At 67.1% G+C, this 12,356-nt stretch carries 11 protein-coding genes; 6 read left to right on the plus strand and 5 right to left on the minus strand.

Going from position 1 to position 12,356, the window contains the following annotated elements:
• The gene (gene treY, locus O7631_RS20990; protein ID WP_278145794.1) at positions 1-2,307 is read left to right on the plus strand and encodes a malto-oligosyltrehalose synthase; all 2,307 of its coding nucleotides are present in this window, start codon (positions 1-3) and stop codon (positions 2,305-2,307) included.
• The gene (gene treZ, locus O7631_RS20995; protein ID WP_278145795.1) at positions 2,304-4,028 is read left to right on the plus strand and encodes a malto-oligosyltrehalose trehalohydrolase; all 1,725 of its coding nucleotides are present in this window, start codon (positions 2,304-2,306) and stop codon (positions 4,026-4,028) included. Before treY ends, treZ begins: the two co-directional genes overlap by 4 nt.
• 144 nt (positions 4,029-4,172) lie before the next feature.
• On the opposite strand, the gene O7631_RS21000 is transcribed toward treZ, so the two are convergent.
• The 4 genes from O7631_RS21000 to O7631_RS21015 form a co-directional block, all read right to left on the minus strand.
• Positions 4,173-5,276 carry an LPO_1073/Vpar_1526 family protein gene (locus tag O7631_RS21000; protein WP_347403517.1) on the minus strand — a complete coding sequence of 368 codons (1,104 nt, stop codon included), beginning with the start codon at positions 5,274-5,276 and terminating at the stop codon, positions 4,173-4,175.
• Positions 5,260-5,442, minus strand: coding sequence for a hypothetical protein (locus tag O7631_RS21005; protein WP_278145797.1), 183 nt, complete (start codon positions 5,440-5,442; stop codon positions 5,260-5,262). The genes O7631_RS21000 and O7631_RS21005 overlap by 17 nt, the downstream gene beginning before the upstream one ends.
• Before the next feature lie 211 nt (positions 5,443-5,653).
• The gene (locus O7631_RS21010) at positions 5,654-6,163 is read right to left on the minus strand and encodes an NUDIX hydrolase (protein WP_278145798.1); all 510 of its coding nucleotides are present in this window, start codon (positions 6,161-6,163) and stop codon (positions 5,654-5,656) included.
• A gap of 39 nt (positions 6,164-6,202) precedes the next feature.
• Positions 6,203-7,561: a hypothetical protein gene (locus tag O7631_RS21015; protein ID WP_278145799.1), complete on the minus strand. Its 1,359-nt coding sequence runs from the start codon at positions 7,559-7,561 to the stop codon at positions 6,203-6,205.
• A gap of 361 nt (positions 7,562-7,922) precedes the next feature.
• Between O7631_RS21015 and O7631_RS21020 the strand changes: the two genes are divergently transcribed.
• The 3 genes from O7631_RS21020 to O7631_RS21030 all read left to right on the plus strand — a co-directional run bounded on the left by O7631_RS21020 (position 7,923) and on the right by O7631_RS21030 (position 10,812).
• Positions 7,923-9,185, plus strand: a complete 1,263-nt coding sequence (locus O7631_RS21020; RefSeq protein ID WP_278145800.1) for a helix-turn-helix domain-containing protein — start codon at positions 7,923-7,925, stop codon at positions 9,183-9,185.
• A gap of 201 nt (positions 9,186-9,386) precedes the next feature.
• The gene (locus O7631_RS21025; RefSeq protein ID WP_278145801.1) at positions 9,387-10,235 is read left to right on the plus strand and encodes an alpha/beta hydrolase; all 849 of its coding nucleotides are present in this window, start codon (positions 9,387-9,389) and stop codon (positions 10,233-10,235) included.
• Positions 10,236-10,281: 46 nt separating this feature from the next.
• Positions 10,282-10,812 (plus strand): VOC family protein, encoded by a 531-nt coding sequence (locus O7631_RS21030; protein WP_278145802.1) that lies wholly within the window; start codon positions 10,282-10,284, stop codon positions 10,810-10,812.
• Between the two features lie 13 nt (positions 10,813-10,825).
• Here the strand turns inward: O7631_RS21030 and O7631_RS21035 are convergent, their stop codons facing one another.
• Positions 10,826-11,605, minus strand: a complete 780-nt coding sequence (locus O7631_RS21035; protein ID WP_278145803.1) for a glucose 1-dehydrogenase — start codon at positions 11,603-11,605, stop codon at positions 10,826-10,828.
• A 104-nt stretch (positions 11,606-11,709) separates the two neighbouring features.
• Here O7631_RS21035 and O7631_RS21040 point away from each other — a divergent pair, with 104 nt between their 5' ends.
• A complete protein-coding gene (locus tag O7631_RS21040; RefSeq protein ID WP_278145804.1) occupies positions 11,710-12,327 on the plus strand; it encodes a TetR/AcrR family transcriptional regulator in 618 nt (205 codons plus the stop codon).
• Positions 12,328-12,356: the final 29 nt, after the last annotated feature.

The raw sequence follows: 12,356 nt of genomic DNA on the forward strand, positions 1-12,356 counted from the left end.
ATGCCGGCCACCCCTCCGAAGGCCACCTACCGCGTCCAGGTCCGCCCCGGTTTCGACCTGGACGCGACCGCCGGGATCCTCGACTACCTGAACGACCTCGGTGTCAGCCACCTCTACACCGCCCCGCTGCTGACCGCGACGCCCGGCTCTCAGCACGGCTACGACGTGGTGGACCACCGGGAGGTCAACCCGGAGCTGGGCGGGGAGGCCGCCCGCCAGCGGTTGCTGCGCGCCCTGCGGGACAAGCAGCTCGGCCTTGTCGTGGACATCGTGCCCAACCACGCCGGGATCGCCGTCGCGCCGGCCAACCCGGCCTGGTGGGACGTGCTGCGTCGGGGGCGCGACTCGTCGTACGCCGACTGGTTCGACATCGACTGGGACCGGGGCCGGCTGCTGCTGCCGGTCCTGGCCGACGACCCGGCCGCCCTGGACGACCTCAAGCTGGTCGACGGCGAGCTGCGCTACCACGAGCACCGCTTCCCGGTGGCCGACGGCACCGGCGACGGCGACGCCCGCGCGGTGCACGACCGGCAGCACTACGAGCTGGTGTCGTGGCGTCGCGGTGACGCCGAGCTGACGTACCGCCGGTTCTTCGCCATCGCGACCCTGGCCGGCCTGCGCGTGGAGGACCCGGCGGTGTTCGCCGCCACCCACGAGCTGATCCTGCGCTGGGCCGCCGCCGGTGAGGTCGACGGCATCCGCGTCGACCACCCGGACGGCCTGCGCGACCCGGCCGGCTATCTGGCCCGGCTGCGGGAGGCCGCACCGGACGCCTGGCTCGTGGTGGAGAAGATCCTGGAGTACGGCGAGGAGCTGCCGGACTGGCCGGTGGACGGCACCACCGGCTACGACGCCCTGGCCATGGTCGGTGGGCTCTTCATCGACATCGACGCCGAGGGTGACTTCACGGTGCTGGACACCCACCTCAACGGCAAGCAGATCTCGTGGGAGGACCTGACCCACTCCACCAAGATGGCCGCCGCCACCCGGTTGCTCGCGGCCGAGCTGACCCGGTTGGCGGCCCTCGCCCCCGAGGTGCCCACCGAGCAGGCCCGTGCGGCGCTCGCCGAGCTGGCCGCCGCGTTCGACGTCTACCGGGGCTACCCGCCCGACGGTGCCCGGCACCTCGCCGCCGCCCGCTCCGAGGCCGGCCGCCGCCGCCCCGACCTGGCCCGCGCCCTGGACGCTGTGACGCGCCGCCTGCGCGACCCCGAGGACGAGTTGGGCCAACGGTTCCCCCAGCTCACCGGCGCCGTGATGGCCAAGGGCGTGGAGGACACCGCGTTCTACCGGTGGACCCGGTTCGTGGCGCTCAACGAGGTCGGCGACAACCCCACCCGCTTCGGGGTGCCACCGGCGGAGTTCCACCGCTTCGCCACCGCCCAGCAGGTCCGCTGGCCGGCGAGCATGACCACCCTCTCCACCCACGACACCAAGCGCAGCGAGGACATCCGCGCCCGCCTCGCCGTGCTCAGCGAGCTGCCGGGCCGCTGGGCGGAGCAGGTCAAAACCTGGATGGAGTACGCTCCGCTGCCCGACCCGGCGTTCGCCCACCTGCTCTGGCAGACCGCCGTCGGCGCGTGGCCGATCGAGCGGGAGCGGCTGCACGCGTACGTCGAGAAGGCCGCCCGGGAGGCCGCGGCCTCGACCAGTTGGGCGGACCCGGACCCGGCCTTCGAGCAGGCGCTGCACGACGTGGTCGACAGGATGTACGACGACCCGAGCCTGCACGACGAGCTGACCGAACTCGCCGCGGCCATCACCCCGGCCGGCTGGTGCAACTCGCTGGGCCAGAAGCTGATCCAACTCACCATGCCCGGGGTGCCGGACACCTACCAGGGCACCGAGCTGTGGGACAACTCCCTGGTCGACCCGGACAATCGCCGGCCGGTCGACTTCGACGTACGCCGGGAGATGCTGGCACGCCTCGACGGCGGCTGGCGTCCCCCGGTCGACACCGACGGAGCGGCGAAGCTGCTCGTCGTATCGCGGACGCTGCGGTTGCGGCGGGCGCACCCGGAGCTGTTCACCACCTACCGGCCGGTGGCCGCGCACGGGCCGGTGAGCCGCCACGTGGTGGCGTTCGACCGGGGCGGCGCGATCACCGTGGCGACCCGCCTGCCGCTGGGCCTGGCCCGTGCCGGCGGCTGGTGTGACACAGCACTGTCGCTTCCTGTTCACGAAGTGAAGGACCTGTTCACCGGGCGGGTCTACAGTGGCGGGGAGACTCCGCTGGACAATCTCCTGGCCGACTATCCCGTCGCTCTCCTGGCTCCTCTCACCGCCGCCGAGGAGGCCGCTTCATGACCGAATTCTCCGTCTGGGCGCCGGACGCCACCCGGGTGCGACTGCGCCTGGCCGGCGACACCGACCACGAGATGAACGCCGCCGCCGACGGCTGGTGGCAGGTCGACGTTCCCGACGCCGGCCCCGACTACTCCTTTCTGCTGAACGACGACGAAACCGCGCTGCCCGACCCCCGTTCCCCGTGGCAGCCTGCGGGTGTGCACGGGCCGAGCCGCCGCTACGACCACGCCGACTTCGCGTGGTCCGACAGCGCGTGGACGGGCCGGCAACTGCCCGGCAGCATCCTCTACGAACTGCACATCGGCACCTTCACCCCGGAGGGCACCTTCGACGCGGCCATCGACCGCCTCGACCACCTGGTGACCCTCGGTGTCGACCTGATCGAGCTGCTCCCGGTCAACGCCTTCAACGGCGAACACAACTGGGGGTACGACGGCGTCTGCTGGTACGCCCCGCACGAGCCCTACGGCGGCCCCGACGGCCTGAAACGGTTCGTCGACGCCGCCCACGCCAAGGGGTTGGGGGTGATCCTCGACGTTGTCTACAACCATTTCGGGCCCTCCGGGGCCTACGCGCCGCGGTTCGGCCCGTACCTGGCAGAGCAGAGCAACAGTTGGGGCCGCTCGATCAACCTGGACGGCCCGCACTCCGACGAGGTACGCCGCTACATCATCGACAGCGTGCTCATGTGGCTGCGCGACTACCACGTCGACGGGCTGCGCCTGGACGCCGTGCACGCGCTGCCGGATTCGCGGGCTGTGCCTCTGCTCGAAGAGCTGGCGGTTTCTGTTGAATCCCTGTCGACGCACCTGGGCCGCCCGCTGTCGCTGATCGCCGAGTCCGACCTCAACGACCCCCGGCTGATCACCCCTCGGGAGGCTGGCGGGTTCGGCCTGCACGCCCAGTGGAACGACGACGCCCACCACGCGCTGCACACGTTGCTGACGGGGGAGCGGCAGGGCTACTACGGCGACTTCGGCTCGCTGGAGACGCTGTCGGACGTGCTGACGGGCGGGTTCTTCCACGCGGGCACCTGGTCGAGCTTCCGCAACCGGCACCACGGGCGACCCCTCGACTCACGGGTGCCTGGGCATCGGCTTGTGGCGTACCTCCAGAACCATGATCAGATCGGGAACCGGGCTACCGGGGATCGGATATCTGCCTCGCTGTCGCCCGCGCTGGTGCGGGTCGGGGCCGTGTTGCTGCTGACCGCGCCGTTCACTCCCATGTTGTTCATGGGGGAGGAGTGGGCCGCCTCCACGCCGTGGCAGTTCTTCACGTCGCACCCGGAGCCGGAGTTGGCCTCTGCGGTGCGGACCGGGCGGCGGCGGGAGTTCGCCTCACACGGGTGGCCGGAGGGCGACGTGCCGGATCCGCAGGACCCGGAGACGTTCACCCGGTCGCGGTTGGACTGGGCGGAGCTGGACAAGCCTGAGCATGCCTCGATGCTGTCGTTCTATCAACGGCTGATCGGGCTGCGGCGGTCGGTGCCTGACCTGTCGGATCCTCGGATGAGCGCGGTGTCGGTGCAGCACGGGGATCAGTTCCTGCTGATGCGGCGGGGGGACACGCTTGTGGTGGCGAACTTCGCTGGGCGGGGGCAGGGAGTGTCGTTGCCTGGGGTGGCGCGGCGGGTGCTCCTGGCGACCGGGGAGGGGGTCACCGTTATGCGGGACCGGATCGAGCTTCCTGCGGAGACCGCGGCGATCGTGGCGCTTTGAGGCACCGACCTTGCACGGACTGTTGTCCATGAGGGCCATTCTTCAGCCCGGCGGGCTCCCTCGTTGACTCACGGATGTCCCAGGCGGAGAGCACAGAATGATCGCCGAAGGCTACCCGCTCCTACGATGTTTCGCGCCATCATGTTATTTTCGCTTATCTAGTACTTCGGCAAGAGTTCCCAATCCGTCAACGTCGATGAACCTGTTGGCATTCGAGTATGCGATGGCAACCCCGGCTGCAGTTATCCTTACATCTATGGACGTGTTGAATTCGTTAAACCAGGCACGTACAGTGGAATAGTTTGGCATCCCTTCAATGAGTTCGGTCGCCTTGTCCCTTGCTTTCTGGTCGACCGTTCCTATCCCACAGATTTCGAAGATCTCCTCCAGTTTCTCTCTTCGATCCCGTGGCAGTTGATGGCTGTCTGCAAGCTCCTGACAGGATTCTTTACCGACCACATTCAGCCGGAATTGTCCCGGTATCAAGCTGTGGGGTGTGAGCAGAGATGCTAGATCTCTGTCGATGTCTCGAAGACGGTCTTGGATGTGCTTCGCTTCGTCGGCAGCAAGGCCTCGACCGAACAGGCCTGGCCTTCGCTCTATAGCCAGGCTTTCGAGGTTCTTCAAATATCGCGCTTGTGAAAAGTCGCAGTTCATTAGGCCCAGAAGGTCGAGATCATCCAGCCAGCGAGTCCCGGATGGCAGTGGAGCTGTCTGCAGTAGCTTGCCGTAAGCGTTGTCTCTGAACTTCAGGCTCATTAAGGGATCGGTTGTAGCCGGCTGAGTATTCAGTGTGTACCAGAGTAGGGTTAGTCCAGTTAGGGTCTCGTCATCGAGGGAGTCGACTGTCTCAACTGCCCGCGAAACGGCTAGATGTACTGTCTTCTGCCGTTGCGATGCTCGCCCGACCAGCAATTTTGTGATCAGCTCGTGGTCTGCTTGATCCTCAGTAGAGGCAGCTTGCAATTGAGCCCTGTTAAGGAGGATCTGGAAGCCGGGATCACGAAACGTCTCAAGAAGGCCTTTAGTTGCGAACTCCGCGACTAGCTGTTCATCGAAGCTGCTGATCCTTGCGTGTGCGATAGCCCTACCGTCGAGCCCAAATTTCTCGATCACCTGCTTAGCTTTGTACTCAGCAATCTCGGCCGCCCGGTCCTCGGTGACCCCTTGGTAAACAACGACGGTTTGGCCTTGGATTTGGGTCGAGCTGTCTCCTGCTGATTGACGCTGGTTACCCTGTCGCATCATCTTTGCGCCCCGTGTAGTTGCCGCCAACTTGTGTCTGACTGGCGAAATCGCCGGCTCTTTGCATTTGCTTTACGCTTCGCTTGCGTCCAATCGCGATGAGTGAACGATCGCCAGCTACTCCAATCAATATGCCAAGTGTTGCGGCCAGCAATTCTGTCCAGTCCAAGACGGGCTCCTCTTCTTCAAGGTTAAGCGCACCGACAATTCGTCGGCGTTGCCAGTACTAAACTCTTGAATCTTAATTCATCTTCGGGTATGAGATTGGTCGAGGCGCCTCAACCGACCACGTCGGAGCATTGGCACACACGGCGACATGATCGGCGAGGGATGAGTGATGTCTGCGCGGACCTGAGGGTCACGCAGTCTGCGGCGCTGGCTCATGCGAACTGGGAACCACCAGAAGATAGCGGGACGATCCTGCCGCCCGCAAGGTAGACCGGGACGTGTCGACCACGGGCACGCATGGCCGCACTAACTCGTGTGTCGACGTTGTCGGGAAGTAGCCGCTCGGCCTCCGAGCATGGGAAGAAGGCGATGTCCTCTAACTCCTGTCCCGGAAGGTTGAAGCCGTCGAGACTGGTAACAGACCCGCAGTCGAACGTGAAGCTGACGATTGCACGGGGACGCTGTCCGGCAGGTGGTGCCCAGTCGACTACAAGAAGGTCGCCCACCGGCAAAGCGATCCCCAACTCCTCCCGGATCTCGCGGGCGCAGGCTTCATGCGGGTATTCGCCTTCGTCTACATATCCGCCTGGGAAGACCCAGTGATCGCGGTACGTGGGCTTCACGAGAAGCACGTTATCGGCCGGGTCGGTGATGAAGGCCGCAGCAGCGGCGTAGAAGGAAGCCAGGTTGGCGTACCACGTGGCGGGCTCCGTCCAGGTCACCTCCGTGACGCTAGCGGAGCTGTCCAGGTGTGCTTTCGTTCAGGTGACTGTCGGCAAGGCTGCTAGTGCGTGCAGGACTTCGTTGACCTGGGGCGATGGGCGTTGTGCGCTGAGCGTCCGAGTGAGTGCGCGGATGCGTTGTTGGACACGTTCCGACTCGATGCCCGAAGTGTGCTGTGTTAGCTGCTGGCTCCATTTGCAGGCGGAGTCGGTGTCGCCAGCGCGGGCATGAGTCATGGCGACGAGGGCGGTGTGCAGCGCGCGGGTCCGGGTGTTCCTGCTGCCGAGATTAAGTGCGTCGGGTGCGTGACGAAGGGCCTGCGCGTACAGACGGAGGTCGCCCAGGCACCTGAGCGCGGCTCCGGCCAGGTGGGCAGGGCTGAAGTAGCCGACCCAGCGTGGGCCGGGATCCGTGCCCGTCCGGTCAAGCGTGCGTTCAGCTTTGGTGAGGGAGAGCTCGCAAGCGCGCCGCTCACCTGACTGCCCGTACGCGGTAGCGGCGGTGGCGTGCAGCCGAGCGAGCACTGCGGCGGGTGCGCGGCCGGCACCATCGATGGCTGCTTCGGCAAGCCGAGCCGACTCTCGGGCGTGTCCCAAGAACACAGCCTGCGTGGCGAGATTCGCCAGTAGGTGAGCGCCGTAGAGGCGGTCGCCAGCGGCCTTGGCGAGCCGCAAGCCGAGCGTCACATGATGTTGCGCCATGAGATGTTCGCCCGCGTCGTAGGACATAAAGGCGAGTTGGCCGGAGAGCGTTGCCGCCGCGCGCATGAGGTCCCGTCCCACGGCATCGGTGTAGGCGCCATGCAGCATCGGCGAGACCTGACGCACCAAGAAGTCGGCCATGACAGCACGGGTGCGCGGAGAGCCGCTGCCGTGACGTCGATCGAGGTCGGTGAAGTGGTCGGCCAGCGCGTACAGCGATTGAACATCGGTGGAGGTGATCTGTTGCCGGCCGCTCCGGCTGACCGCCTTGTCGGGCAGGTCATACCGCCAACCGAGCGCAGCCTCTAGCGCTTTGCCGCTGTCGAATACCCCGCTGGCATGTTGGTTGAGGTGCTTTCCCAGCATCGTCCAGATTTGCTCGCTGGTATAGATCGCCCTATCGACGGACGCGGGATAGACACACATGCCGATACTGTCGACCGCGCCGAACCCTAACTCCGTGGTGGCGACTGAGCGACCAAGCTTCCGAGCCAGTGTTTCGGTCATGGCGGCTTGGGCGTGCTCACCAGGCCGACGGCCGCGCAACCACCAGTAGACGCTGGCCGCGTCGTACCGCCAGGTCCCCTGCTCCCGGCCGGCGTGGTTGAGCTGGCGCGCGAAGGCAGCGTGGGCGTTGCCGTAGCCAGCGGCACGCAGTAGCCCTTCGAACGCCGCGTTCGTCACCGGTCGCGCCATGGTTTCCGCCTCCAGGCATCAGTCAACTACCAGCAGTCACGAGCCTATGGGCTGCCGCGGTCCTATGGGGGCTTGCGCAACCCCGCGCAACCCACGTCCTGAGCAGCGCAATCGAGCGCATTACTTGCTATCTGGTCCGTCGATCGGCTGCCCGCTTCGCTAAGCAGGAGTCCTGGGTGACGGCGAAGTCTGAGCGTCGCGCCCCGGTTGACGGAGGTGGCTGTGCAAAGCAACGAAGCAGCAAGTAAACGTGAGGCGGCCGAGCGGGAGGCTGCCAAGCAGCGCCTCCTGGCGCAGGCCGAGGCGGAGCGCGTACCCGTTGACGACACGACCCGCGTGGTCCCGGACCGGCGGTGGCGGCGTGACCAGCGATGACATCCCCATCGGCCGTCGCGTTGCGAGCTGGCGGGTGCGGCGGTCGATGACGCAGCAGATGCTTGCCGACCGGCTGCGCAGGTCGAAGAGCTGGGTGGACAAGATCGAGCGGGGTGCTCGCACCCTGGACCGGTACTCGGTGATTCAGGAACTGGCCCACGTCCTGCGGGTGGAGCCGGAGGTGCTGCTCGGCCAGCCGCGGAGCACTCCGGCGGGTACGCCGGACGGGGTGGACGACATTCGGGCCGCGCTCGCCCGCTACGACAGCCCGCAGGCTCCACCGCAGACGGACGAGCTGAGACGGCAGGTAGGGCATGCGTGGTTGAGCTACCAGCACGCGCACTACGGGCAGTTGGTGCGGGTGGTGCCGGGTCTGCTCGACGCCGCTCGGGCCGCGCAGAAAGCAGAGTCGCTGGTGCAGGCGTACCGGATCACCTCGTCTCTGCTGGTCAAGCTCGGCGAGGCCGATCTCGGCTGGCTGGCCGCTGACCGGGCGATGTCCGCCGCCGGCGACGACAGGCTGCTCGCGGCGACCGCGACCATCTCGGTGGGTCAGGCGCTCCGCGCGCAGGGCCGCGACCGCCTGGCCCTGGCCGCGCTGCTCCCCGCCGCCAACCGCGTCCTTCCACAGTCAGCCCACTTCGGTGATCAAGAGGTTTGCGGCGCTTGTGGAGATCAAACCTGCCGCAAACGTCTTGATCACGAAGGCGGGAGCGAGGGCGACGGCGGGAGTGGAGGTGAGGGGCAGGGCGATCACCGGGGGAGGGCGGTGGGTGGGACGTTGCTGGTGCAGGCCGCGCTTGCTGCCGCCGGATGCGGCGAGCACCGCCGCGCCGACGAGCTGACCGATCGGGCGGCGGGCGTCGCCGCCAGGCTGAGGGGGTACGACGACACGCACCGCACCGGCTTCGGGCCGGTCGCCGTCGAGCTGGCCCGGGTTCTCGTGGCGGCACAACGTGGTGACGCCGCCGAGGCGTTACGGAGGCACTCGAGCGTCGTGCGGCGGGAGGGGTGGCGGCGGTTGCCGGCTGAGTATCGGGGTGCGTACCTGGTCGACGTCGCGCGGGCGTACCTGCACCTGGGCGACGTGCGTGGGGCGGCACGGGCCCTGGTGGACGCGGACAGCGTCGCGCCGGCTGAGGTTCGGTGCCGGGCGTCGGCGCGTACCGTCATCGCGGATGTCGCCCGCGCGCAGCCGGCGCCGGCCGGTGTGGCGCGACTGGCGACGCTGGTCGGCCTCACCCGGTGAGACTCAGTCGGGACCTGACCAGTTACGTGCCCGGGACCTACCTGGTCGCGGTAGCTTGATCTGAGACGCCTGAGAACCGCTCAATCATGGCCGATGTGACGGTTCGTGGTGGCGGCAGCAGCGATATCGACGCCTGGCGCGACACCCCTGACCGTTGGCCGCGAGCTTTTTCGAACGTCACCATCTGACGGGAAAGCGATCATGATCGCAGCTTTGACGGGGTTCACCCAGCAGTTGGTGCCGGCGAATGGCATCAAGATCAACGCTGTCACGGGAGGCTCGGGCCCGCCGGTCCTCCTGCTGCACGGATGGCCGGAAACGTGGTGGGGTTGGCACCGTGTGATGCCGCTGCTGGCTGAGCGTTTCAGCGTGGTGGCCATCGACATGCGCGGCGCGGGCTTCTCCGACTGCCCCCTCGACGGCTATGACAAGGCGACGATGGCGGGCGACGGGCACGACGTGATGGTTGCCCTCGGGTATGAGCGCTACGCGGTGTGCGGGCACGACATCGGCGGGATGGTCGCCCTGCCACAGGCCGCCATCTATCGGCAGGCTGTCACCCACCTGGCCGTCCTCGACGTTCCGCTTCCCGGCTGGACCGGATGGGAGGCGGCGACCGGGAAACTCTGGCACTTCAGCTTCCACATGAACCGGGATCTACCCGAGCGCCTGATCCACGGCCGTGAGTACGACTACGTGTCGACCTTCATGGCTGAGCGGTTCTACGACCACAGCACGTTCGATCCGGCGGACATCGACATCTACGCGAAAGCGATGGCGCTTCCGGGGCGCACCCGCGGCGGCCTGGAGTGGTATCGGACCCTCGCCGCCGACCATGCCGCTGCGCTCGAGTACAAGAAGAAGCCGCTGGAGATTCCGGTGCTGGGTCTCGGCGGGGACCAGCGCTTTGGTGGACAGATGGTGCCGATGCTCAAGGAGTTCGCCAGCAACGTGACGGGCGGCCCGGTTGCGCGGTCCAGCCACTACCTCGCGGAGGAACGGCCGGATGACGTCGCGGCAGCTCTGATCGATTTCCTCACGGCCATGTGACCCTCTGCGACCGCGCCGATCGGCTCATCAAGAAGGGAAAGCTGTCATGAGCGCACCTGTCATTCGCGGCGTCAACCACATCGGCATCACGGTGCCGGACATCGAAGCCGCGAAGACGTTCTTCGTGGAAGCCTTCGGCGCCCAGGTGATCTATCAGTCCTTCGGACCGCAGGATCCGCCTCGGCAGGGCCCCGAATTCGAGCGGGCCGTCGGTGCTCACCCGGGAACGGTCGTGCGCGCGCAGGCGATGGTCAAGATCGGCACCGGACCCGACTTCGAGCTCTTCGAAATGCACGGCCCCGAACAAGCCGAGCCGGTCCGGCCGAGCGACTTCGGCATCACGCACTTCGGCCTCTATACCGACGACATCGACGCGTCGGTCGAGCGCTTGAGAAGGGCCGGAGGCACCCCCCTCACGGAGCCTCGCCCTATTCCCTACACGACCGAACAAGGCCCGGGAAACAGGGTCTGCTACTGCCGCACGCCCTGGGGCACGACGATGGAGTTCATCACCACGCCCGACCGGATGCCGTATCACGACCAGACGGATGTGCGCAGGTGGCAGGACGAGGACTAGGTGCGACAGGACGTCATGCGGCCTCGTTCTTCAGGGCGGGTCCCAGGAGCAGCCCGCCGTCGACGATGTGCTCGGCGCCGGTGATGAACGCGGCGTCGGACGAGGCGAGGAACAGCAGCGTCGCGGTGATGTCGGCGGGTTGCCCGAGCCGGGGCACGGCGAACGGCTCGGGGTTGTAGAAGTCGGCGATCGGCGCGTCGGCCCCGGCAGCTGGTTCGGTGATGAACTTCGTGGCGACGACGCCGGGGTGAATGGTGTTGACGCGGATGTTGTCGCGTCCCAGTTCGAGGGCGGCGGTCTGGGTGAGCCCGCGGATGGCCCACTTGCTGGCGACGTAGGGCGCGTAGAAGGCGGTGCCTCCGGTGCCCATGACGGAGGCGATGTTGACGATCACCCCACCGCCCGCTCGTCGCAGCGCTGGTGTGGCGGTCTTGATGCCGAGGAACGTGCCGGTGAGGTTGACGTCGAGGATGCGCGCCCACGTGGCCTGATCGGTGGACTCGATCAGGGCCGGCGGGTTCTGCACGCCGGCGTTGTTGACCAGGATGGTGAGCGCGCCGAACGTGTCCTCGGTCGCGGCGACGGCGTCGGCCCACGACTTCTCGTCGGCGACGTCGAGGCGTACGGAAAGTGCTCTGTCACCCAGTTCGGCGGCGAGGGTGGCACCGCGCTCGGGGTCGATGCCGGCGATGACGACGTTGGCGCCCTCGGCGTGGAAGGCGCGTACGTGGCTGGCGCCCTGCCCACCCGCGCCGCCGGTGACGAGAACTGTGTGAGCGATGAAGCGGGACATGCGGTCCTCCGTGAGGGGCAGATGGTGAGTCGAGCGACTCACCATGGCAACGGTACGTCGCCGCGAGTGGTGAGTCAACCCACTCACCTCGCTATGATGACCGCATGACGACCTATCACCAGCGGGTGGCTCAGGAGAAGCGCACGCTGATCGTGCAGGCCGCCACGCAGCTTTTCCTCGAGTTGGGCTACGACCGGGCGTCGCTGGCGCGCATCGCCGAGGAAGCCGGGGTGTCGAAGGCCACGCTGTTCAAGCAGTTCCCGACGAAAGCGGCCCTGTTCGACGCCATCGTCGTCGACTCCTGGGCCGGTGGTGACGACGTCGAGGTGCCGTCAGCGGGCGACCTGGTAGCCGGCCTGACCACGCTCGGGCGGCACTATGCGGCGCTGTTGGGCCGACCGGGGATGGCGGATCTGTTCCGCATCGTCATCGCCGAGCTGCCCCGCTTCCCGGAGTTGGCCAAGGCGCACTTCGCGGAGGGCAAGCTGCCGTACTTCGAGACGGTGCGGGCCTACCTCATCGCCGAGCGCGACGCGGGAACGGCGGACATCACGGACCCGCAGATGGCCACGACGCAGTTCCTCGGGATGATCTCCAACTACGTGTTCTGGCCGAGCCTGCTGGTCCCGGGATGGACGGTCACCCCGGAGCGCGTCATCACGGTGGTGGACGACGCCGTCCGCACCATGGTCGCGCGGTACGGCCGGCACGCAAACCGATAGCAGGTGGACGAGGTGACGTAGGCCGGGTC

The organism is Micromonospora sp. WMMD967 (genome assembly GCF_029626165.1).
Classification (GTDB): Bacteria; Actinomycetota; Actinomycetes; order Mycobacteriales; family Micromonosporaceae; genus Micromonospora; species Micromonospora taraxaci.

What these genes read in the sequence shown, in the direction of transcription:
- treY (WP_278145794.1), top strand. Translation starts at nt 1, where the DNA reads ATGCCGGCCACCCCTCCGAAGGCCACCTACCGCGTCCAGGTCCGCCCC.
- treZ (WP_278145795.1), top strand. Translation starts at nt 2,304, where the DNA reads ATGACCGAATTCTCCGTCTGGGCGCCGGACGCCACCCGGGTGCGACTG.
- O7631_RS21000 (WP_347403517.1), bottom strand. Translation starts at nt 5,276, where the DNA reads ATGATGCGACAGGGTAACCAGCGTCAATCAGCAGGAGACAGCTCGACC.
- O7631_RS21015 (WP_278145799.1), bottom strand. Translation starts at nt 7,561, where the DNA reads ATGGCGCGACCGGTGACGAACGCGGCGTTCGAAGGGCTACTGCGTGCC.
- O7631_RS21025 (WP_278145801.1), top strand. Translation starts at nt 9,387, where the DNA reads ATGATCGCAGCTTTGACGGGGTTCACCCAGCAGTTGGTGCCGGCGAAT.
- O7631_RS21030 (WP_278145802.1), top strand. Translation starts at nt 10,282, where the DNA reads ATGAGCGCACCTGTCATTCGCGGCGTCAACCACATCGGCATCACGGTG.
- O7631_RS21035 (WP_278145803.1), bottom strand. Translation starts at nt 11,605, where the DNA reads ATGTCCCGCTTCATCGCTCACACAGTTCTCGTCACCGGCGGCGCGGGT.
- O7631_RS21040 (WP_278145804.1), top strand. Translation starts at nt 11,710, where the DNA reads ATGACGACCTATCACCAGCGGGTGGCTCAGGAGAAGCGCACGCTGATC.